This window comes from Arthrobacter sp. BGA-UO-ETr-C19 (assembly GCF_059568005.1).
This window is the reverse complement of record NZ_JCAQPC010000021.1, coordinates 95,833-117,636: the sequence shown is the minus strand read 5'-3', so window position 1 is coordinate 117,636 and position 21,804 is coordinate 95,833. Positions and strand designations below refer to the sequence as shown.

Annotated in this window: 16 protein-coding genes and 1 pseudogene; 10 read left to right on the top strand and 7 right to left on the bottom strand. The window is 68.0% G+C overall.

What is annotated here, in order from left to right; translation table 11 throughout:
• Positions 1-8: 8 nt before the first annotated feature.
• The 5 genes from AC57BR_RS13570 to AC57BR_RS13550 form a co-directional block, all read right to left on the bottom strand.
• Positions 9-923 (bottom strand): aldose 1-epimerase family protein, encoded by a 915-nt coding sequence (locus tag AC57BR_RS13570; RefSeq protein WP_496361387.1) that lies wholly within the window; start codon positions 921-923, stop codon positions 9-11.
• On the bottom strand, positions 920-2,440 hold the full coding sequence (araA, locus tag AC57BR_RS13565; protein WP_496361385.1) for an L-arabinose isomerase: 1,521 nt from the start codon (positions 2,438-2,440) through the stop codon (positions 920-922). The genes AC57BR_RS13570 and araA overlap by 4 nt, the downstream gene beginning before the upstream one ends.
• Before the next feature lie 40 nt (positions 2,441-2,480).
• On the bottom strand, positions 2,481-3,191 hold the full coding sequence (locus AC57BR_RS13560) for an L-ribulose-5-phosphate 4-epimerase (RefSeq protein WP_496361383.1): 711 nt from the start codon (positions 3,189-3,191) through the stop codon (positions 2,481-2,483).
• Positions 3,188-4,942, bottom strand: a complete 1,755-nt coding sequence (araB, locus tag AC57BR_RS13555) for a ribulokinase (protein WP_496361381.1) — start codon at positions 4,940-4,942, stop codon at positions 3,188-3,190. Before araB ends, AC57BR_RS13560 begins: the two co-directional genes overlap by 4 nt.
• A gap of 106 nt (positions 4,943-5,048) precedes the next feature.
• Positions 5,049-6,059, bottom strand: a complete 1,011-nt coding sequence (locus AC57BR_RS13550) for a LacI family DNA-binding transcriptional regulator (protein WP_496361378.1) — start codon at positions 6,057-6,059, stop codon at positions 5,049-5,051.
• Positions 6,060-6,213: 154 nt separating this feature from the next.
• Here AC57BR_RS13550 and AC57BR_RS13545 point away from each other — a divergent pair, with 154 nt between their 5' ends.
• From AC57BR_RS13545 to AC57BR_RS13530, 4 genes are all read left to right on the top strand, one after another.
• Entirely contained in the window at positions 6,214-7,779 is a 1,566-nt protein-coding gene (locus tag AC57BR_RS13545) for an FG-GAP repeat domain-containing protein (protein WP_496361376.1), read from the top strand.
• A 330-nt stretch (positions 7,780-8,109) separates the two neighbouring features.
• Positions 8,110-10,332 (top strand): multicopper oxidase family protein, encoded by a 2,223-nt coding sequence (locus AC57BR_RS13540; RefSeq protein WP_496361374.1) that lies wholly within the window; start codon positions 8,110-8,112, stop codon positions 10,330-10,332.
• Complete coding sequence (locus AC57BR_RS13535; RefSeq protein ID WP_496361372.1) at positions 10,329-11,501, top strand: hypothetical protein; 1,173 nt, start codon at positions 10,329-10,331, stop codon at positions 11,499-11,501. Before AC57BR_RS13540 ends, AC57BR_RS13535 begins: the two co-directional genes overlap by 4 nt.
• A 204-nt stretch (positions 11,502-11,705) precedes the next feature.
• On the top strand, positions 11,706-12,995 hold the full coding sequence (locus AC57BR_RS13530; RefSeq protein WP_496361370.1) for an ammonium transporter: 1,290 nt from the start codon (positions 11,706-11,708) through the stop codon (positions 12,993-12,995).
• Here AC57BR_RS13530 and AC57BR_RS13525 read toward each other — a convergent pair.
• Both AC57BR_RS13525 and AC57BR_RS13520 read right to left on the bottom strand, forming a co-directional pair.
• A complete protein-coding gene (locus AC57BR_RS13525; RefSeq protein ID WP_496361846.1) occupies positions 12,944-13,477 on the bottom strand; it encodes a GNAT family N-acetyltransferase in 534 nt (177 codons plus the stop codon). The genes AC57BR_RS13530 and AC57BR_RS13525 overlap by 52 nt on opposite strands.
• A 1,407-nt stretch (positions 13,478-14,884) precedes the next feature.
• Positions 14,885-15,421, bottom strand: a pseudogene (locus tag AC57BR_RS13520) (FAD/NAD(P)-binding protein); the annotation flags it as partial.
• Between the two features lie 259 nt (positions 15,422-15,680).
• Here AC57BR_RS13520 and AC57BR_RS13515 point away from each other — a divergent pair.
• The 6 genes from AC57BR_RS13515 to AC57BR_RS13490 are packed head-to-tail and all read left to right on the top strand — an operon-like array spanning position 15,681 to position 21,795.
• Positions 15,681-16,739, top strand: coding sequence for an amino acid ABC transporter permease (locus AC57BR_RS13515; protein WP_496361367.1), 1,059 nt, complete (start codon positions 15,681-15,683; stop codon positions 16,737-16,739).
• A gap of 5 nt (positions 16,740-16,744) precedes the next feature.
• Positions 16,745-17,569 (top strand): amino acid ABC transporter ATP-binding protein, encoded by an 825-nt coding sequence (locus AC57BR_RS13510; protein WP_496361365.1) that lies wholly within the window; start codon positions 16,745-16,747, stop codon positions 17,567-17,569.
• A 9-nt stretch (positions 17,570-17,578) separates the two neighbouring features.
• A complete protein-coding gene (locus AC57BR_RS13505) occupies positions 17,579-18,646 on the top strand; it encodes an ABC transporter substrate-binding protein (protein ID WP_496361363.1) in 1,068 nt (355 codons plus the stop codon).
• Positions 18,643-19,809 carry an LLM class flavin-dependent oxidoreductase gene (locus AC57BR_RS13500; protein ID WP_496361361.1) on the top strand — a complete coding sequence of 389 codons (1,167 nt, stop codon included), beginning with the start codon at positions 18,643-18,645 and terminating at the stop codon, positions 19,807-19,809. Before AC57BR_RS13505 ends, AC57BR_RS13500 begins: the two co-directional genes overlap by 4 nt.
• A complete protein-coding gene (locus AC57BR_RS13495; protein ID WP_496361359.1) occupies positions 19,787-20,647 on the top strand; it encodes a DUF1684 domain-containing protein in 861 nt (286 codons plus the stop codon). Before AC57BR_RS13500 ends, AC57BR_RS13495 begins: the two co-directional genes overlap by 23 nt.
• Positions 20,644-21,795: an LLM class flavin-dependent oxidoreductase gene (locus AC57BR_RS13490; RefSeq protein WP_496361357.1), complete on the top strand. Its 1,152-nt coding sequence runs from the start codon at positions 20,644-20,646 to the stop codon at positions 21,793-21,795. The genes AC57BR_RS13495 and AC57BR_RS13490 overlap by 4 nt, the downstream gene beginning before the upstream one ends.
• Positions 21,796-21,804: the final 9 nt, after the last annotated feature.

Genomic DNA, 21,804 nt, shown 5'->3' with positions numbered 1-21,804 from the left:
CGAATGGGTCACGTGGCGAAGATGCTCCAGGATGCCTCGTGCGTGGCGCCCGGCTCCAGCCGGACCAGGTCCACGCCGCTGTTGAAGGCATCGGGCGGGCAGGTCATGGGTTCCACGGCGAGGCCCAGCCGGTTGGGGGCCGGGGGCTGCTTGTCGGCGGTGTGGATCTGGAGCCACCGGCAGGTACCGTTCCAGGCCATTCCGACGCCGGTTCCGCCCGGGTCCCGGACCAGCACCCGGGCCTGCCCATCGCCGTCGAACGCTATGTCCGTGAAGGCGTGATCAATCTCAGTGGCACCGATGGCGCGCGGCGCCCGGAAGTCGAACTCATGCCCTTCCACGGTGCGCGTTTCCTTCGGCAGCAGCCTGTCGGGAGTGACCTCCAGGAACTCCCCGGCAGGGATTTCGAGGGTCCACTCATCGAGGGGCGACGGACCGGCAACCAGGTAGGGGTGGGGGCAGACTCCGTAGGGCGCCGCGGTACCGCCAACGTTCACCGCCGTGACCTGGCTGAACAGGCCGTCCCCGGACAGCCGGTATTCGACGACGATCCGCACAGTATGCGGGTAGCCCGGCGCCGGACCGGCGGTGCAGGAAAGCGTCACTGAGGATTCGTTCTGCGACTCCAGGTCCCAGTCCAGGGGGAACACCAGCCCGTGGAGGGCGCAGCCACGCTCCGGCTCGTTGACCGGCACCTCCAACTCGCTGCCGTCGAACGTGTACCGGCCGTCGGCGATCCGGTTGGGCCAGGGCGCCGCGACAATGCCGCGGTAGTCGGGGATGGGCCCGCCGGCCGGGAACGGAACGATGAGGTCCCGTCCCCGGTGGCGAAGCTCCCGCAGCGCGCCTGCCTGTGCCGTGACCACGGCGGTGTACTCCCCCGCCCGGATGTTGAATTCGGCCCCAGCCCCGTATCCGGTCACAGCCTGCCGGCCAGCCTGTAGTAGGCGGCGTTCCAGGCCAGTTCCTTCTTGAACTGCTTGAGGGTGGTGCCTTCGTCGATGGTGAGTAGCTCGGTCTGGGCGATTTCGGCGAAGTCCTCGAACACGTCCACGCCCACCTGGGTGGAAAGAACCGTGTGGTGCGCAGCCCCGGCGGTGAGCCAGGCGGCGGCGGACGTGGCGAAGTCGGGCTTCGGCTCCCAGAGGGCGCGCGCGACCGGCAGGTTGGGCAGCGGCTCGTCGAGGTCGACGACGTCGACGGCGTTCGCTACGAGGCGGAAGCGGTCGCGCATGTCGGACAGTGCAACCACGACGCCGGGGCCGGCGTCGGTGTCGAAGACCATGCGGACCGGGTCCTCCTTGCCGCCGATGCCCAGCGGGTGGATTTCGACGCGCGGCTTGGTGGCGGTCAGCGAGGGGCAGACCTCCAGCATGTGGGCGCCGAGGATCCGCTCCTGGCCCGGCACCAGGTGGTAGGTGTAGTCCTCCATGAGCGAGGCGCCGCCGGGCAGTCCGGCGCCCATGACCTTCGCCGCGCGGATCAGGATGGCCGTCTTCCAGTCGCCCTCGGCGCCGAAACCGTAACCGTCGGCCATGAGCCGCTGGACGGCCATGCCCGGCAGCTGCCGCAGCTCGCCGAGGTCCTCGAAGGAGGTGGTGAAGGCAGCGGAGCCGTTGGCTTCGAGGAAGCTGCGCAGCCCGAGCTCGATGCGGGCGCTGTAGCGGAGGGATTCATGGCGGGCTCCGCCGGAGCGCAGCTCCGGGGCCACATCGTAAAGCCGCTCGTACTCGGCCACCAAGGCGTCGACGTCGGACTCCGCGGCGCCGTGGACGGCGTCGGCGAGTTCGTTGACGGACCAGGTGTTGACCGAGACGCCGAAGCGCAGCTCTGCCTCGGTCTTGTCGCCCTCGGTGACAGCGACATTGCGCATGTTGTCCCCGAAACGGGTCAGCTTCAGGTTGCGGACGGCGGCCCAGCCAGCGGAGGCGCGCTGCCAGACGCCCACCTGGCGGGCCACCTCCGGGTTGGACACATGGCCCACGACGGTCTTGCGCGGCACACCCAGCCGGGACTGGATGTAGCCGAACTCGCGGTCGCCGTGGGCGGCCTGGTTCAGGTTCATGAAGTCGAAGTCGATGTCCGCCCAGGGCAGTTCCACGTTGGCCTGCGTGTGCAGGTGCAGGAGGGGCTTGCGGAGCAGGTCGAGGCCCTGGATCCACATCTTGGCCGGGGAGAACGTGTGCATCCACGCGGTCACGCCTATCACCGAGTCGTCGGAGTTGGCTTCCAGCGCGGTGCGCCGGATCGCGTCCGAATCCGTCAGCACGGGCTTCCAGACGAGCTTGACCGGGACCTCGGAGGACTCGTTCAGGGCGGCCGCGATCTCCTGGGACTGGGCCGCCACCTGCTTCAGGACGTCCTCACCGTAGAGGTGCTGGCTGCCGGTGAGGAACCAGACCTCGTAGTGCTCGAGGGAGGTGTTGTTGGCGCTGGGCATTGGTGTCTCCTTGAAAGTCTTGGGTGTGCAGGGGCCGGACTTAGCGTCCGTATACGTTCTGGTAGCGGTCGTAGAGCGACTCGATCTGCCCCTGGTCGATAGCGAGCGGTTCGCCGAGCTGGCGGGAGATGTGGACCGTGCGGGCCACTTCCTCGCACATCACGGCGGCCTTGACCGCGGAACGGGCGTCCTTGCCGATGGTGAATGGGCCGTGGTTCTGCATCAGCACCGCCGGGGAGTTCGATCCCTGCAGGGTCTCCACGATGCCGCGGCCGATCGAATCGTCGCCGATGAGCGCGAACGGGCCCACCGGGATCGGGCCGCCGAACTCGTCGCCCATCATCGTCAGCACGCACGGGATCTCCTCGCCCCGCGCCGCCCAGGCGGTGGCGTAGGTGGAGTGGGTGTGGACCACGCCGCCGACGTCGGGCATGTTCCGGTAGACGTAGGCGTGCGCGGCGGTGTCCGAGGACGGCGTCAGGTCCGGATTGTCCCACTGGGCGGGTACACCTTCGGCGTCGGCGCTCAGGCTGCTGACCGGGGTGCCGTAGAGGTCGGTGACCACCATGGCTTCGGGGGTCAGGGCGTCGTAGGAGACGCCCGAGGGCTTAATGACCATGAGGTCGTAGCCGGGGATCCGGCCGGAGACGTTGCCGGCGGTCCAGACCACCAGGTCGTAGCGGGTCAGCTCGGCGTGCAGTTCGCAGACCTCCCGGCGGACGCGGGCAATGGTTTCCAGCAGCGCACTCATGCCGAAACCTCCTCGGTGAGCAGGGGCTGGGCGTCAGTTGACTGGGCGGCGGCCGGCTGGACGGCGTTGCGCTGGATGGCCTTGAGCCGGTGCATGACGTCGTTGGTTCCCCTGCCAAAGTAGTCGTGGAGGGTCCGGTACTCCTGGAACAGTTCGTCGTACGCCGCGACGTTTTCCGGGATGGGGGTGTAGACGGCGCCGGGTGCGGCGCCCATCGCCTCGGAGGCGGCACGGACATCGGCGTATTTGCCGGCGGCGACGGCGGCGTGGATAGCCGAACCGAGTGCCGGGCCCTGCGTGGAGCCGATGGTGGAGAGCTGCAGGCCGGTCACGTCCGAGTAGATCTGCATCAGCAGCTTGTTCTTCAGCAGGCCGCCCGCGACGATGAATTCCTTCACCGGCACGCCGGAATCCCGGAAGGCCTCCACGATGGTGCGGGTACCGAAGGCAGTGGCCTCGAGCAGCGCCCGGTAGATGTCCTCAGGCCGGGTGGCCAGGGTCTGTCCGACAACCACGCCGGAGAGCTCGTGGTCCACCAGCACGGAGCGGTTGCCCGAGTGCCAGTCCAGGGCGATCAGGCCGTGCTGGCCGATCGCCTGCCCGGAGGCCAGGTCCGTCAGGTATTCGTGGATTCCCTGCCCGGCCTCGGCCGCGGCCTGGTGGTATTCCGGCGCGACACCGTACTTGGTGAACCAGCCGAAGATGTCTCCCACGCCGGACTGGCCGGCCTCGTAGCCCCAGAGCCCGTCGACAATGCCGCCGTCCACTACGCCGCACATTCCCGGCACCTCATGGAGTTCGGCGCCGTTCATGACGTGGCAGGTGGACGTACCCATGATGGCCACGAGCTGGCCCGGTTCCACGGCCTTCGCTGCCGGGGCGGTGACGTGTGCGTCGACGTTGCCGACGGCGACGGCGATGCCCTCCGGGAGCCCGGTCCAGCCGGCGGCCTCGGCGGTCAGGTAGCCAGCGGCGTCGCCCAGGCGTCCGATGGTGTGGTCCAGCTTGGTGCTGACGAAGTCCTTGAACTGGGGGTTCAGGGCGGCGAGGAAGTCATCGGACGGATAGTGTCCGTCCTGGTAGATGCCCTTGTAGCCGGCGGTGCAGGCGTTGCGGACGTAGTTGCCGCAGAGCTGCCAGACGATCCAGTCGGCGGCTTCCACCCAGTGGTCCATTTCGGCGTAGGCCTCGGGGTCCTCTTCCAGCAGCTGCAGCCCCTTGGCGAACTCCCACTCCGAGGAGATCAGTCCGCCGTACCGCGGCAGCCATGATTCGCCGAGCTCGGCGGCGAGTGCGTTGATGCGGTCCGCCTGGCCCTGCGCGGCGTGGTGGCGCCACAGCTTCACATACGCGTGCGGGCGGTTGGCGAAGCCGGGTACCTCGTTCAACGGGGTGCCGTCTGCCTTGACGGGCACCATGGTGCAGGCCGTGAAGTCCGTGGCGATCCCGACGACGGCGGCCGGGTTGATCCCGGCGTCAGCGATCGCAGCGGGAACAGCGTGCCGGAGCACGTCGCGGTAGTCGTTGGGCACCTGCAGCGCCCATTCCCCGGGCAGGCGGGCGGCTGTTCCTTCCGCCGTGTCCGCCACGTCCGCTGGAAGCGCTTCGGTGACCACCGCGTGCGGGTAGTCGAACACGCCGCTGCCGAGTTCCTTGCCGTCCCGGACCCGCACAACCACGGCCCGGCCGGACAGGGTGCCGTAATCCACCCCGATGACATAGTTTTCGCTGCCGTCTGCTGTGACGTCCATGAATCCTCCAAATGATGGCCCGCTGCTTATCGGGCTGAAACTATTGTGAGCGCTAACAACGGACTGCGTCAAGTGCTGCAGATCACCGATTTAGGGATCTATGCCCTCAGGCCGGGGCGGACGTGCTCCGGCGGACTACCAGCTCGGGTTCCACCACCGTGGTGCTCACCGTGTTCCCGTTCTCGATGGCGCTCAGCATCAGATCCATGCAGCGCCTGCCCAGTTCCTCGAAGTCCTGGCGCACGGTAGTAAGGGGCGGCGTGAAGTAGCCGGACTCCGGCTGGTCATCGAAGCCCACCACCGAAACATCCTCGGGGACCCGGACGCCGGCCTCATTGAAGGCCCGGAGCAGGCCCAGGGACATCTGGTCGTTGCCCACGAACAGCGCGGTGGCGGTCCGTTCGGCCGCCAGCTTCCGGCCGATCTCGTAGCCGCTGCCCGCGCTCCAGTCCCCCTCGACCACCAGGCTGTCGTCCAGCCCGGCCTCGCGCAGCGCGGCGCTCCAGCCTTCGGCGCGCGCCACGGCGTCGATCCAGTCCTGCGGACCGGCAACGTGGCCAATCCGGCGGTGGCCCTGCTCAATCAAATGCCCGACGGCGAGCTCGGCCCCCCGCTTCTGGTCCACCATGGCGCCGCTGACTCCCTCACTGCCGAGGGACCCCACGGCCACCACCGGCACGCCGGGCTTCAGCTCAGCCAAGGCAAGAAGCGTCTCGGAATGCGGCACGATCACCACAATGCCGTCCACGGACTGGTCCAGGAAGTGCCGGATGGCATCGAAAATCGCTTCCCGGCTCACCGACCGCAAGGCCGCGATGCTCACGAAATAGCCGGCGTCGCGCGCTGCGTGCTCAACACCCAGCAGCGTGTTGGCCGGACCGTACTGGGACAGCTCACTGCCGAGCACCCCGATCGTCTGAGACTTCCGCGTGACCAGGCTCCGCGCCGCAGTGTTGCGCCGGTAGCCCAGCTCGGCAATGGCGGCCTCGACGCGCTCGCGCGTGGCCTTGCTGACGTTGGGATGGTTGTTGATCACCCGGGACACAGTCTGGTGCGAGACTCCCGCGCGCTCCGCCACATCCTCAAGCCGGGGCAGCCGGGCATTGCTTTTTGCCATGGGGTAATTGTGCGCGACCCACAGCCCCCAGCACGAATAGGCGCGTGCATGCAGAACGAATGAACGCGGCCGGACGTAAACTGATGGGAACAAAGGAGCGCTGGCGATGGACGGAAAAGTTCATCATTCTGGGGCCGGATCTTCCGCACGGCACATGCTGACGGGCCTTCTGGTTCTGCTCGCCCTGCTTCTTGGATACGTGCCCGGCGCCACCACCGCGCGCGCCGTATCGCTCAACGGCCATGACATCTCCTGGCCCCAGTGCCCGACGGCGGTGGGCGGCTTTGGCCTGCCGCTTCCGCCGGCGTCGTCACAGTTCGTGGTGATCGGCCTAACGAAGGGGCTGCCCTTCACCGAGAACCCGTGCCTGGCCAGCCAGGTCGCCTGGGCGTCCAGCAACCGCAAGCCGGCCCAGGCCTACACGATGGCGGCCTTCCCCACGGCCGCCCAGCTCACCACCTACCGGTCCCAGGGACCGTGGTCCGCAGCCACCCGGGCGGGGCAGCTCTCCAACGTCGGCTATGCCGAAGCACGTTTTGCGGTTGCCAGCCTGGCGCGGGTCCGGTTTGCGCCGCGCGTGGTGTGGATCGACGTCGAACCCCGCCCGGCCCAGCCGTGGCCCACGGCGGGCGCCGCGCAGCAGCGCGAGAACCGGTACATCGTCGAGGGCCTCATGCGCGGCCTGCGCGATTCCGGCTATTCCTATGGCCTGTATTCATTCGCCTCCGGCTGGGCCAGCATTACAGGTTCCTGGCGGCTGTCCGGCGTTCCGGTGTGGGCCACCGCCGGACGGCTGGATTTCCCCGGCGAAGCCCAGAACCTCTGCCGCACCGCCAGCTTCTCCGGTGGCCGAGTGTATCTTTCCCAGTGGTACGACGACGTCCGGGATTACGACCTCACCTGCGACCCCTACGCCTTCACCCCCCTGCCTGTTCCGGCATCCACCCTGTCCCGGTCAACCGCAGACTTCAACGGTGACTGGAACACGGACATCCTGGCCCGCGTGACGGCCACGGCCGAGCTGCGGCTGTACCCGGGGAACGGCCGCGGGGGCCGGCTGCCCGGCGTGCGCATCGGCACCGGCTGGAACGGCTTCAGTGCCCTTGAGACGCCCGGAGACTTCAACGGCGACGGCCCGCAGGACGTCTTTGCCAGGGAAGCCGCCACCGGATACCTGTGGATGTACCGCGGCAACGGCACCGGCGGGTTCCTCCCCCGGGTCCGGCTCGGCACCGGCTGGAACAGCTTCAGCGCGATCATAGGCCCGGGTGACTTCAACGGCGACCAACGTGTGGACATCCTCGCCCGCGAGACTGCCACCGGCTTCCTCTGGCTGTACCGCGGCAACGGCACCGGCGCGTTCCTGCCGCGGATCCGCGTCGGCTCCGGCTGGAACAGCTTCAATGCCCTGGTGGGTCCGGGCGACATGAACGGCGACGGCGCCGCCGACGTCCTCGCGCGGGAAACAGCCAGCGGCGTCCTTTGGCTCTACCGCGGCAGCGGCACCGGCGGCTGGCTGCCCCGCGTCCGGGTGGGCGCCGGCTGGAACGCCATGACCGCCGTCGTAAGTCCCGGTGACTTCAACGGCGACCGCAACCCGGACCTGCTGGCGCGCGACGGCGCCGGCGTCCTCTGGCTCTATCCCGGGCTGGGCACGGGGCAGTTCGCCGCCCGCGTCCGCATCAGCGCCGGCTGGAACGGGCTCGCCCCGCTGTTCTAGTGGGGCTTCTGACCGACCGTTGAACCCGGCCTCTGATCGATCGTTTCACCAGAACGGCCGTTTTCCGCCCAATTCCTTCTATTTACTTGGCCGTAGCCCTATGACGGCCACCCCCCTTATACCCATCTCATTGAGGGGTATGCACCGCACCCGTCCAATGTTTTCCCAAGCCCCGGCCCGCACTGTAGTTGCGCGGGGCAACGACAAGCGCAGCCGGCTTCCGCAAGGCCAGGATTTCCCGGTGCAGAAACCGCCGGGGGAGCCCCTGAGAAAGCTCGAATACCGGGGCCACCAGGCCACACTTTATTGCCCCGAAGGAGGCGCATACCCGTGTCAGAAGAAATCGCAACCACAAACGAAGTGCCGACAAACACAGTGTCCCGCCGCAATCTCTTGCGGCTCAGTGCGGCCGGAGGCGCCGGTGCGGCCGTCGTCGCCGCCCAGGGCTGGGCAGGACCACTGCTCGCGCAGAAAGGACTCCTTTCGCCCGACGGCGCGTTCGCCGCTTCGTCCACCGCCCTCGGTGACCTGCTGTTCTACATCGAGGCATTTCCCACCAGCCCGCTGATCCTGACGCCGTTCAAGGACCAGCTGCCCATTCCAAAGGCCCTGGCCCCGACGCCGGCCGTGGGCGACGGCTTCACCAAGGGCTACACCGAGTGGAACGACCCGCCCGGTCCGGGAGATGGCCAGCAGAGTTCCTTCAAGAACGAACGGCACCAGATCTGGCCCTCCCAACTGGGCTATCCGGACCCCCTGGTCTACAAGATCGACATACTCCTGCGGCAGCACGCGTTCACCACCTCCCAGGTGCTGCCCATCGACGCGAACGGCCGTCCGACGATTTCCTTCGATGAGAAGCGCAAGACGTACCCGGCCGGCACCAAACGCACGCTGCCGCTGAGCACCATCTACGGCTTCAACGGGACCTTCCCTGGCCCCATGATCAACGCCGAATACGGCAAGCCGGCGCTGGTCCGGTTCGAGAACCACCTCGACGAAAACCCGCTGAACCTGGACCGCCAGGACTTCGGCTCTCCGGACTGGTCCTTCCTGACCCACCTGCACAACGGCCACACAGCGCCGGAGAGCGACGGCAATCCGCACTACAGCATGGTGAGCGGGCCCAAGTATGAGGGCTACCTGCCGAAGACGTTCTGCGACAACCTGTACCTGAACTGGCCCGCCGGGGGCGACGACCGGGAGAAGCAGAGCTTCTTCTGGTTCCACGACCACCGGATGGACCACACGGGTTCCAATGTCTACAAGGGCATGGTGGGCCTGTACCCGATCTATGACCCGAAGAACGGCATGGACATGGGCGATGAGCGCCAGGGCCTGCGGCTGCCCGGCGTCCGTAAGGACAACCCGGACGGGTCCTTCGACGTCGACTACGACGTTCCGCTGGCCTTCTACGACTGCCGGCTCGACGACGGCGTCACCATGCACAAGGACATCCACGACGTGCAAAAGGAGTTCCCGGACGCCAAAAACCCGGCCAAGCACCCCGAGTGGTGGGGCAAGACCTTCTACAAGCACTTCCCCAACCACGGGTTCGTGGGTGACATCTTCACCGTGAACGGCACCGCCTACCCGGTCATGGAGGTGAAGCGGCGCAAGTACCGCTTCCGGTTCCTGGACGCGTCCATCGCCCGGATCTACGAGTTCAAGCTGATGAGCTCCACGAAGGGGCCCAAGACCTCCGTCTCGCTCGGCTACAAGGGCGACGAGCTCGAAGGCCAGTACCGCATCCCGGACGGGCAGCAGTGCATGCAGTTCACGCAGATCGCGTCCGACGGCGGCTTGCTGCCGTTCCCGATCAAGCGCGATTCCTTTGAGCTGTGGCCGGCCAAGCGACGCGAGGTGGTGGTCGACTTCAGCCGGTACCAGGATGGCACGCCCACCACCAAGGGCGACGTCATCTACCTCACCGACGTCATGAAGATGCCCAACGGCCGGATGTGGAGCAACTCGTCCCGGTTCTCGCCGGACCCGAACTACAAGGTGCCGGTGCTTAAGTTCGTGATCGGCGACGACGCACCCGACGACAGCGAGATCCCCGTGAAGATGCGCGACCTTCCGCCGCTGCCGAGCAACTGGCAGACCATGCTGGACAATCGGCTCATCTTCGAGGTGGAGCGCGGCTCCGGCGGCGGCGAAACCGAGTGGCTTATCAACGGCAAGCCCTTCACCCCGAATACGGTAGCCACCAGCCTCAAGAACCGCGCCGGCCGCTCACCGCTTGCCCAGCAGAAGAAGAACAGCTTCAACCTCTGGGAGATCCGCAATGGCGGTGGCGGCTGGGTCCATCCGTTCCACCTGCATATGGAGGAACACCGGACCGTCATGCGGAACAACAGGGACGTGACGCGCGGCGGCGACAAGTCCCATCCGGACGATGTGTCACGCGAGGATCTGGTGGCCCTGGATCCCGGCGAGTCGGTGATCATTTACCGCGGCTTCCGGGACTTCGTGGGACCGTATGTGGCCCACTGCCACAACCTGGCGCATGAGGACCACGCCATGATGTTCGGCTGGGAAATCACGCCATGACAGCGGTACCAGCGGGCACCGCCAGCTGGAGCAGCAGCGGGACCGGCGTCCAGGCGCCGGCCCGCCCCGCGGTCCCGTGGCTCACGGTCATCCCGCTGGCGGCGATGATGGCCTACGCCGACGGCTTCTGGATGGTCTCGCTCAGGGGCGCCGTGGGGGCCATTGAGCGGACCCAGGAGCCGTTCATCAGCTGGTTTCGGGAGTCCACCGTGCTGCTCCCGGTGTTCGTGCTGGCGGTCATCGCGGCCGTGACGCTGTCCATGCGGTGGTTCGGGCCGGTACCAGCGGGAAAGAAGGCATACTTCACCACGGCCCTGCTGATTGCCGCCGCCGGCACCCTGGCCGGCGCCCTCACGCTGGCCGCCAGCCAGGCCTGGGACTACGCCCTGCAGCACGACCTGATGAGCCACCTGCACCATTCGAACTCCGCACAGTCCGTGGATCAGCTGGACCAATCCTCGCTCGGACTCCAGCTGGCCGCCTTCGGCTATGGCGCCGGCCTGCTCCTGGTCACCAATGTCGTGGTGACCGGGTGGACGGTGGCCATCCGGGGCGGGCGGCTGGACGTCAGCCGCCGGCCGAAGGCGCACCCGGAGCGCGCCCTGCGCCGGGTGCGGTCCGGCCGTGCCCGGGAGGGCGCCACGGACCCCAGGCAGACGCTGGCGGCGGTGGCACTGTTCGGTTGCGCCGCCATCCACCTCGCAGTCATCCCGGACCATCTCAACCATTGGGTGGTTGCCAGCGCCTTCTTTCTGACCCTGGCCATGGCGGAGGCGGCCGGCGGAGCCCTACTGCTGAGCCGGGCCGGCCAGAATGTCCTCGTTACCGTCGCAGCCGCCTCCGTGGTTCCGCTGGCACTGTGGGTCTGGTCCCGCACATCCGGGCTGCCTTTCGGTCCCAACTCCAACCTGCCCGAGCCTGTGGGCCTGGCTGATATGGCCGCTGGCCTCCTCGAGCTGGGGACCCTGGTGTTGGCCGTCGTCCTGCTCCGCGCCAGGCGCGTTGGCACCGTCAAGCCGGAGGGGCGGATGACGGCGTCGGCCCACGTCCGCGCACTGGCCGTGGTGGGGGTAATTGCCATCGGCTCCCTGGGCGTGGCCGGAGCCGTACCCGGCTTGCTCGGCGACGTTGACACCACAGGGACCACCACACACGGCACCACGCATTAGGAAGACTTTTTCAGTTCAAAGTCCGACGACGGCGGCTCCCGGTTTTGGGGGCCGCCATTGTCGTGTCTGGCGTGCAATAGCGGTTACAAGCAATTTACATTCCCGAAACCCACCGCAGATTCCGGCGCTCTATGTTGTGGGGACAACGGCATTCGTCCGGTCTCAGCAAAATGCCACACACCGATTTCTTGAGTGGAGTTCGACGTGAACGCTGGAGATGTTGCCTGGATCCTCGCAAGTTCCGCACTGGTCTGCATGATGATTCCCGCCCTGGCCCTCTTCTACGGAGGCATGGTGGGATCGCGCAGGATCCTGAACATGATGATGATGTGCTTCGGCGGGGCCAGCCTCGTGGCCGTGCTGTGGGCACTGTTCGGATACTCGATGGCCTTTGGCAATTCCGTGAACGGCCTGGGCCTGATCGGGGACGTCACGGAATACGCAGGCCTCGAGCCAATGCTGAAGGATAATCCCGATGCCGCCCTGCCCGCGGCGCTGTTCACGTCCTTCCAACTGTTCTTCGCCTGCGTCACCACCGCCCTGGTTGCCGGCGCGGCCGCGGGGCGGATGAAGTTCGGCGCCTGGATGGTGTTCGCGGGCGTGTGGGCCACGCTGGTCTACTTCCCCATCGCGCACTGGGTCTTCGCGTTCAACTCCGCGGACGGCTCGGTGACGGGCGGCTGGATCGCCAACGGCATCAAGGCCATCGACTTCGCCGGCGGGACAGCCGTGCACATGAACGCCGGCGCGGCCGCCCTCGCCCTTGCTCTGGTCCTGGGCCGCAGCTCCGGCTGGCCGAAGATGGAACACTCCAAGCCGCACAGCCGCCCCCTGGTGCTGGTGGGCGCGGGCCTGCTCTGGGTGGGCTGGTTCGGGTTCAACGCCGGATCGGCGCTGACCGCCGGCCATTCGGCGTCGGTGGTGTTCCTCAACACCGCCGTGGCAGCATCCGCCGGCCTGCTCGCCTGGGCCGTCGTTGAACGGATCAGGCACGGCGCCACCACCAGCATGGGTGCCGCCTCGGGGCTGGTCTCCGCCCTTGTGGCCATTACGCCCGCCTGCGGCGCGGTCAGCCCGCTGGGCGCCGTGGCCATCGGCGCCATCGCCGGCGCTGTCTGCTCGCTGGCGATCGAATGGAAGTTCCGCCTCGGCTTCGACGATTCACTGGACGTGGTGGGCGTGCACCTCGTGGGCGGCATCATCGGCACGCTCCTGATTGGCATCTTCGCCACGGACAGCGCGCCCAACGGCGTCAGCGGGCTGCTGTACGGCGGTGGCCTGAAGCAGCTGGGCATCCAGTCGATCGCGACGGTTGCCGTGCTTGTCTACTCGTTCGGACTGACCTGGGTGATCGCCAAGGTGGTGGACATGGCCATGGGCCTGCGCATCCACGAAGAGGACGAACTGCGCGGCATCGACATCGCCGCCCACTCCGAGTTCGCCTACCTGACCGACGAAGACCCCGTGAACCTGGGCTCCGCGCCCCGGTCCTGAGCCTGAACCCCCGCAGGGAGAACAGGCGCAGCCAGCTCCTTCGTGAACGCCAGCGGCCCGATGGTCTCGGGGTCGGCGGTGAGGTCGAACTGCGCCAAGTACCCGGTGTTCAGGTACAGGTGCTTGGCCTCCGGCTGGCGCGGGCCCGTGGTGAGGTAGACCCTGCGGTACCCGCGCTTCGCCGCCAGCCGCTCCAGTTCCGCCAGCACCCGCCGGGCCAGGCCCCGCCGCCGGTGGGCCGAGTGCGTCCAGATCCGTTTGAACTCGGCGGTTTCTGGGTCGTAGCGGCGGAAGGCTCCGCCGGCCACCGATTCGCCGTTCTCCTGGATGATCAGCAGGGCACCGCCCGGCGCCTCGAATTCCTCGGCCGGGTACCTGTTCAGTTCGTCCGCCGCCGCGCCGCGGCCAAACAGATCGCCGTAGCGGGAGTCATATTCGACGGCCAGCTCGTCCAGGAGCGGCCGGACCCGGGGATCGTGCATGGGCAGTTCGAGGACGGTGAGGTGCGGAACGGACACGGCAGTAAGGATCCTTCGGGCCAGGGCGTCGTTCTCCCGGAACGGCGCGGCGTTGGTGCCGGGCCGGGCGAAGGCGCCCGCTCCCCAGCCAGAGGTCCCGGGGCCGACGCCGAACAGGCGGCTCCGGGTATCGCCGCCCCGGCCCACGATCCGGTGGCCTGAAGTGACCAGGAGCCGGCCGGTGGAGTGACCCCCGTCGGACGTGAGCAGGTGCTGCTCAGCGCCCAGGCCCGTGCCGTGCAGCGAGCGGAGCAGCGGGTTGGCGGAGCGGGCCACGGCGGGACCGGGCAGTCGCGCCTCGATGAAGGCCTTCGTCCGCACGCTCACCGGTGACTGCGCGGACGTCGCCACGAACTCGCCGGTGGCGTCGTCGGCGGCAACCGCAAGTCCCGGTCCCAGGAAGTGCAGCAGTCCGGCGCGGTGGACGGCCAGCATCTCACGCAGCCGGCGGGGCGGCGGGCCGGAATCCACAAAGCTGAAGAACCCGTGCCACCAGCCGTGCACCTCCTCCTGCGAGCGCGCGTTCAGCCGTTCGGGCGGGACGATCCTGCCCAGTTCCATGTACACCTTCAGCAGGGCCATGAACAGTGCCATCGTTTCCGGGTGGTCCGGTCCCGTCCGCAGCTTGAGATCATGCTCGATGTAGGCGGCAACCGCCGCCTGGACGTCATCGTGGCCGGCAAAGAGCTGCCCGCCGAACGGCCGGTCCAGCCGTTCGAGGTCCAGGTGCAGTTCAGCGTCCGGCACTGCCGCGGCGACGAGCTCGTGCCGCGCGCTGCTGTACCAGTCCAGGGCAGCAAACTGCTCGGCAAACTCGTCCCAGCCCAGTGCAACGCGCTCCGGGCTGCCGGTGAACAGCTCCCGGTAGTAGCCGTAGCCGGCGTCCTTCGCAATCAGGGGCCAGAGGTGGGCGCGGAAATCCAGTTCGGCGTGCTCCGCCAGGAGCGCGCCGACGGCGTCGGCTGTGAAGAACCGGGGCGCCCCCGCCGGCTCGCCGCGCAGTGCCACGGAGATCTTGGAGTGGAACGGCACACCGCGGCGCGACCCGGCCCAGAGCCTGGGCTCGGCCCCGGACGGAAGGTAGCGCAGCCCGCCGTCGGACGTCTCTTCAAAGCGCCCGCCGCGGCCTTCGGTGAGCAGCACCAGCAGGTCCACAAAGGCCAGCCCCATGCCGGAGACGATGACGTCCTGGCCCGGGGCGATGGGGGAATAGTCGACGTCGGTGGTGTAGCTGGGTGCCGCATGGAACCCGCCGTTCCGGGCCGCAAAATCGGTCCAGGCGGCGGAGCGTGCGTCCGGCTCCGCGTCGGTGTGCCCCAGCGCGGAAATCACGACGTCGGCGTGCAGCGTGCCGCCGCCGGCCAGCCGCACGCTGTACCCGCCGTCGTCGGACTTCCCGTCGTCGGAATTGCCACCGTCATTCGGTTCGACGCTGACCGCGGTGTCGCGGTGGACGGTGACGCGGGCGTCGGCGCCGAGGGCGCGGACGGCGCGGCGGAAGAACCACTCGAGGTACTTGCTCTGCAGTTGCCGCGTGGCAAAGGAACTGCCCGTCAGCGAGCGCAGCTGTTCGTGCAGGTGCGGCGGCATGGCCGGCACGTCGGTGATGGAACCGTCCCGGACTCCGGCAGCCCAAGCTGCCAATCCGGGCCCGTCGATGGGCGGCCCTTCACACAGCACCGAGGCGTCCGTGAACATCGTGACATCCGCCGCGGTGGAATTCATCATGAGGCCGGGCTCCTGGTCGAAGCGCCAGATCCTGCCGGAACCGGGTTCGTACGGCTCAACGATGTGGATGTGCACTGGGCCGCCCGCGAGCCCGGGCCTGTTGGCCGCGAGGCGTTCGAGGATGCCGGCGGTGCGCGGACCACCGCCGATGAAGACCACGGATGGGTGCTGCGCTGGCATCGGAAACTCCTGGTGAGAAAGGGCCGCTTAGAAAGGGGTTGGGCCCTCAATCTAGGGTCTGGACAAACCGCCGGTCGAGTGCCCTGTCACCGCCGTTCACCCCGCGTAACGGCGGGTAAACCAGCGCAAGAATTCGTCTCATGACGCCCCGCTAAGCCGCGTGAACGATTGCAACGGAGCGCTTTGCCGGACCTTCCGGGCGCACCTAGATTTGCAGCCAACTACCCCGAACGACCACCCGGAAGAAGCGAGATGGCGCATGAGTTCAGCAGCAACCAGGACGTCACAATCCAAACCTGACGCACCGTCCCCCACTGACGTGCCCGCCGCCACCGACGCGACGGCCACCACTGGGACGCCGTCTTCGGCGGAGCCGGCCGGCCCCGCCGAGCTGCGTGCCGCCGTCGACTACGCCGACTACCGGCTGGTCCCTGCCCGCCGCCCGTGGCGCTGGGTGGGCACGGTGCTGGTGGCACTTGGTGTGGCTGCGGTGGTGTGGTCCCTGGCAACGAACCCGCGGTGGGAATGGGGCGTGGTGGCCCAGTGGTTCACCGCCAAGTCCGTGGTGAACGGTCTTGTGGAGACCCTCAAGCTCACAGCCATCTCCGGGGTGCTCGGTTTCATCCTTGGCTTCATCCTCGCCCTCATGCGGCTGTCCGCCTCGCCGCTGCTGGTGTCCGTGTCCTGGACCTTCTCTTGGATCTTCCGGTCCACGCCGTTGCTGGTCCAGATGCTCCTCTGGTACAACCTGGGCTACCTCTACGAGAAGATCAGCTTAGGGCTCCCGTTCACGGACATCCGGTTCTTCGAAGCGCAGACCACCACCCTGATCAGCCAGTTCGCGGCCGCCGTGCTGGGCCTGACGCTGAACCAGGCCGCCTACTCCGCGGAGATCATCCGCGGCGGCATCCTGTCCGTGGACCAGGGCCAGCTCGAGGCAGCAGCCGCCCTGGGCATTCCCGCCTGGCGCAGGTCCACCCGGATTGTGCTGCCCCAGGCCATGCGCGCCATCCTGCCCACGGCCTTCAACGAAATCATCGGCCTGGTCAAGGGCACCTCGATCGTCTACGTCCTGGCCTACTCGGAGCTCTTCTACACCGTCCAGGTCATCTACAACCGCACCCAGCAGGTCCTGCCGCTGCTGCTCGTGGCCACGCTCTGGTACGTGGTGATCACCTCCGTGCTCAGCGTGTTCCAGTACTACATCGAACGCCACTACTCCAAGGGCGCCCTGCGCAGCCTGCCCCTCACACCGCTGCAGAAGGCCAGGAAGTTCTTCGCCACCCACGCCACGGTCAACACCACCGGAAGGAAATGATTCCGATGAGCACAACACTTGAGGCCCCCGCCGCCACGCGCGGGCTGGTGGAAATCACCAAGGTCCGGAAGTCCTTTGGCCCCACCGAAGTCCTGAAGGGCATTTCCCTGACGGTGGAGCCCGGCGGCGTGGCCGCCATCGTCGGACCGTCCGGTTCCGGGAAGTCCACCCTGCTGCGGACCATCAACCACCTGGAAAAGGTGGATGCCGGGTTCATCGCCATCGACGGCCAGCTGGTGGGCTACCGGGTCAAAGGGAACAAGCTGCACGAGCTGCCCGAGCGGGACATCCTGAAGCAGCGCACCGAAATCGGCATGGTGTTCCAGAACTTCAACCTGTTCCCGCACCTCACGGCGCTGGAGAACGTGGCGGAGGCGCCCGTCGTCGCGCCGCGCCCCGGAAAACCCCGCCGGTCCCAGGCCGAGGCCCGCGAGCGCGGCCTCGAACTCCTGGACCGGGTGGGCCTGCGGGACCGTGCCCATGCGTACCCCCGCCAGCTCTCCGGCGGCCAGCAGCAGCGCGTCGCCATTGCCCGGGCCCTGGCACTGGACCCGAAGATCCTGCTCTTCGACGAGCCCACCTCCGCCCTTGACCCCGAACTGGTCAACGAGGTGCTGGACGTGATCCGCGAGCTGGCCAAGTCCGGCACCACCCTGATCATCGTCACGCACGAGATGGGCTTTGCCCGCGACGTGGCGGACACGGTGGTGTTCATGGACCAGGGCCAGATCGTCGAACAAGGCAAACCCCAGGACATTTTCACCAACCCCCAGGAAGAACGCACCAGGAGTTTCTTCTCCAAGGTGATCGAGCCCGCCTTCAACATCTAAGGAACTCTTATGGCACTCTTCTCCAGACAGCGCCGCAACTCCCGACATGGCTGCAACGGCGCGCTGCCCGCCGTCGTTCTTCTCGGCACGTTGCTGGGCACGGCGGCTCTGTCCGCCTGCTCCGATCCCGGCGCCGCCGCCTCCGGCGGTTCAGCCGGTGCCGCAACAGGAGCGGCGACGACGGCGGCCAGGAACGGCGTCGTCTACAACACTTCACCGGACCAGCAGCGGATCCGCGCCGCAAAGGATGCCGCGCTGGCCGCGAAGGTGCCGGCGCTGATCGGCAAGGACGGCAAGCTCACGGTGGCCACCACCGCGGGCTCCATCCCGCTGTCCTTTCACGCCACGGACGACAAGACGCCTATCGGCTCCGAGCTGGATATAGCCCAGCTGGTGGCGGACAAGCTGGGCCTGGAGCTCGACGTCCAGGTCACGTCCTGGGAGAACTGGCCGCTGAAAACGCAGTCCGGCGACTTCGAGGCCGTGTTCTCCAACGTGGGCATCAACAAGGACCGTGTGAAGCTGTTCGACTTCGCCAGCTACCGGGCGGCGTACATGGGCTTCGAGGCGAAGAAATCCTCGTCCTACAACATCGAGGGCGCGGACGACATCTCCGGCCTGAAGGTTTCCGTGGGCTCCGGCACCAACCAGGAGAAGATCCTGCTGGCCTGGAACAAGGAGCTCGAGGCCAAGGGCAAGGAACCCGCCAGCCTGCAGTACTACTCGTCCGACGCCGACACCATCCTGGCGCTGTCCTCCGGCCGGACCGACCTGAACATCGCACCCTACCCCTCAACGGTCTACCGGGAAAACACCCGCGACGACCTCAAGATCGTCGGCAAGGTCAACGCCGGCTGGCCGTCGGAGACCCTGGTGGCCGCCACCACGCTCAAGGGCAACGGCCTGGCGCCGGTGATCACGGAAGCGCTGAACTCCGCCATCAGGGACGGCTCCTACGCCAAGGTGCTGGACCGCTGGGGACTGTCCGAGGAGGCCCTGCCGGAATCAAAGACGGTGACCGAGGCCAACTTCGCGAGCACCCAGACAGGGACTACTCAGACGGGGTCTGGGAAATGAAGTTCCAGGTCCTGGACATCATTCCGCATCTGAAGAATCCGGTCACCGGGGACATCGTCTCCACCGCCGACCGGCTGAACCAGGTGGTGCAGACCGCCCGCCGCGCCGAGGAGCTCGGCTACGACAGCTTCTCCGTGGGCGAGCGGCACGCCGGGGAGTTCATCTCGTCCTCCCCCACCACGGTGCTCGCGGCCATCGCCGCCGTCACCTCCCGGATCCGGCTGCAGAGCGGCGTCACCGTCCTCTCCGTCCTGGACCCGGTGCGCGTGGCCGAGGACTACGCCACGATCGACCAGCTCAGCCGCGGCCGGCTGGAATTGGTGATCGGCAAGGGCAACGAGGTGCTGCAGTACCCGCTCTTCGGCCTGGACCTGGCGGACCAGTGGGACCTGCTGGAGGAGAAGTACGCACTGCTGCGCCGGCTCTGGCGCGAGGAGGACGTCACGTGGTCCGGCCGTTTCCGTCCGGCGCTCACCGAAAAAACCACCACCACGCCCCGCCCCTATGCCGGTTCCCCGCGGATTTGGCACGGGTCTGCAACAACCCTGACGTCGGCCGCGCTGGCCGCGCGCTGGGGCGACCCGCTGTTCACCGCGAACGCCATCCAGCCGAGGGAAAACTACAAGGTGCTCATCGACCACTACGTGGCGGAGTACGAGCGGCACGGCCACGATCCGCGGCACCGCTACCTGGGCTCGGGCAGCGGGGCCGGGGGTGTGTTCATTGCCGGCACCACGCAGGAGGCCAAGCGCCAGTACGGTCCTGTGTACGAGGGACTCACGGCGGGGCGCAACGTTCCCGGCAACAACTCGCCCTTCCGGGACATCGACCATGCGGTGGCGGAGGGCCCGGCACTCGTCGGCAGCCCCGAACAGGTGATCGACAAGATCCTCAGCTACCACGAGCTCTACGGGCACAGCCTGCAGTCCATCTCGCTGCCCACCACCCTGCCCTTCGAGCAGCAGCTGGACGTCCTGGAGCGGTTCGCGCTTGAGGTGATCCCGGCCGTGCGCGCATCAGCCCCCACCACACTCTGGGAGTCCGCAGATCCGTTTGGCGGCCGTCCCGGTTTAGCGGGAGCCACCCAGCCGGACGCCGCCTCCGCCGTCACCACCGACCACCACAACCACAGGAGCGACCATGCCCACGTCTACGCACACTGAACCGGATTCCGGCACAGCAGTCTTCGCCGCCGAATGGGACCAGTGGCACGCCGCGCATGAGCGCCGCCGCGCCGATCCCCACGGCTTCCTCGCCGTCACCCACCTGCACTGGCTGGGGGCGGAACCCTCCCGGCTCGACGGCGTTCCGGGCATCTGGAGCGTGCAGGACGACGCCGTCACGGTGGTTCTGGAGGCCGGCGAAAGCCTGCTGCGGGACGGCCGCGAGCTGAACGGCAGCCCAGCTAAGGACGGAAGTACCGCCGTCGTCCTCGATCCCATCGCCGAGCGTGAGGGCATCAACCTCACGGCCGGTCCCGCCGTCGTCGAACTCGCCAAGCGCGGCGGGGAGTACATCGTCCGGCCCCGGCACCCGGAGAACGCCCTGCTCAACGGGTACCGCGGCACACCGGCCTACGGGCCGGACCCGCGCTTCGCCGTTGAGGGCCTGTACGTGCCGTTCGAGTCGCCCCGGCCCACTACCGTTGGGGCCGCCGTGGAGGGCATCGTGCACGTGTACGAGGCACCCGGCGAGATCCGGTTCGAGCTGGACGGCCGCGACCTCACGCTCACAGTCTTCAACGGCCACGCGCCGGGCACCCTGTCCGTGCTGTTCACGGACGCGACGTCCGGCAAGACCACGTACGCGGCGAACCGCGCGCTCACGGTGGGCGCACCGGACGCGGACGGCCGCGTGACCCTGGACTTCAACCGCGCCGTGAACCTGCCGTGCGCGTACACCGACCTCGCCACCTGCCCGCTGCCGCCGGCCGAAAACCGCCTGCCGGTGGCCATCGAGGCCGGCGAACAGACCCCCCGCGAAAGGCAGGCCGGACAGTGAGCACTGCAGCCAATACCTCTACTGGCTTCCTCGCGCTCGAACTGGACGGCGACGGCGGGCACCCCGCCGCCTGGCGCAAGGCCCGGCACGCTCCCGCCGAGCTGCTGAACGGAACGCGGATCCGCGCCACGGTGCTGGCCGCCGAATCGGCAGGATTCCACGTGGCCACGTTCGCGGACGGATCGCTGACGCCTGCGGTCGATTCGGCGGACGGCCGCGATGTCCCCGGCCGGCTGAACGCCCTCCAGCGCGCAGCCTTTGCCGGGCCGGTCTCCGGTTCCATCGTGCTGGTCCCCGAGGTGGACACCGTCTACACCGAGCCGTTCCACATCTCGACGCAGCTGGCCAGCCTGGACTACGTGTCCGGCGGCCGCGCCGGCTGGCTGGTCGCTGCCTCGGACCAGCCAGCTGACGCTGCCGCCGTCGGACGTTCCTTTGTCCCTGCTGACGGGCTGGGCCGGGAGGCCGCCGATTCGATCGAGGTCAGCCGCCGGCTCTGGGACTCCTGGGAGGACGACGCCGTGATCCGCGACGTCGCCACCGGCCGATACATCGACGCCGACAAGCTGCACTACGTCGACTTCGAAAGCGGCGCCGGCTTCTCCGTCAAGGGGCCGTCCATCATCCCCCGCCCGCTGCAGGGCCAGCTGCCTGTCCTGGCACCGGCCGGCCTGCTGAGCGCGGACCAGCTGTCCGCCGGGGCCGCGGACGCCGTGCTCGTCTCCGCGCCCACGCCCGAGCTGCTGGCCGGCGAGATCGCCGAGGCCCGCACCGCCGCTCCCGCGGCGGCCATCATCGCCGAGCTCGACGTCGTCCTCGACGCCCGCGGACAAAGCGCCGCCGGGCGCCTCGCCGAGCTGGATGCGCACACTCCCTGGCAGAGCAGCCGGGCCCGTTTCGTCGGCACCGCAGCGGAGCTCACTGAGCTGCTGGCCTCCGTTTTGGAGACTGCCGACGGCGTGCGACTCCACCCCGCAATGCTGGACGTGGACCTGGAGGAGCTGGCCCAGCTGGTGCTTCCTGTCCTCCGGCGCCGCGGTGTGCTGGCACCGCAGCAGCCGGGTTCCACCTTCCGCGACATCCTGGGCCTGCCGCGGCCGGCCAGCCGGTACGCCGCCGTATCCGCGCCCTCCGCGGCCGAGAACTAGGGAGAGACC

Coding starts and splice junctions, on each gene's coding strand:
- araA (WP_496361385.1), bottom strand. CDS start 2,440: ATGCCCAGCGCCAACAACACCTCCCTCGAGCACTACGAGGTCTGGTTC.
- AC57BR_RS13560 (WP_496361383.1), bottom strand. CDS start 3,191: ATGAGTGCGCTGCTGGAAACCATTGCCCGCGTCCGCCGGGAGGTCTGC.
- araB (WP_496361381.1), bottom strand. CDS start 4,942: ATGGACGTCACAGCAGACGGCAGCGAAAACTATGTCATCGGGGTGGAT.
- AC57BR_RS13550 (WP_496361378.1), bottom strand. CDS start 6,059: ATGGCAAAAAGCAATGCCCGGCTGCCCCGGCTTGAGGATGTGGCGGAG.
- AC57BR_RS13545 (WP_496361376.1), top strand. CDS start 6,214: ATGCTGACGGGCCTTCTGGTTCTGCTCGCCCTGCTTCTTGGATACGTG.
- AC57BR_RS13535 (WP_496361372.1), top strand. CDS start 10,329: ATGACAGCGGTACCAGCGGGCACCGCCAGCTGGAGCAGCAGCGGGACC.
- AC57BR_RS13525 (WP_496361846.1), bottom strand. CDS start 13,477: ATGCACGATCCCCGGGTCCGGCCGCTCCTGGACGAGCTGGCCGTCGAA.
- AC57BR_RS13515 (WP_496361367.1), top strand. CDS start 15,681: ATGAGTTCAGCAGCAACCAGGACGTCACAATCCAAACCTGACGCACCG.
- AC57BR_RS13510 (WP_496361365.1), top strand. CDS start 16,745: ATGAGCACAACACTTGAGGCCCCCGCCGCCACGCGCGGGCTGGTGGAA.
- AC57BR_RS13505 (WP_496361363.1), top strand. CDS start 17,579: ATGGCACTCTTCTCCAGACAGCGCCGCAACTCCCGACATGGCTGCAAC.
- AC57BR_RS13500 (WP_496361361.1), top strand. CDS start 18,643: ATGAAGTTCCAGGTCCTGGACATCATTCCGCATCTGAAGAATCCGGTC.
- AC57BR_RS13495 (WP_496361359.1), top strand. CDS start 19,787: ATGCCCACGTCTACGCACACTGAACCGGATTCCGGCACAGCAGTCTTC.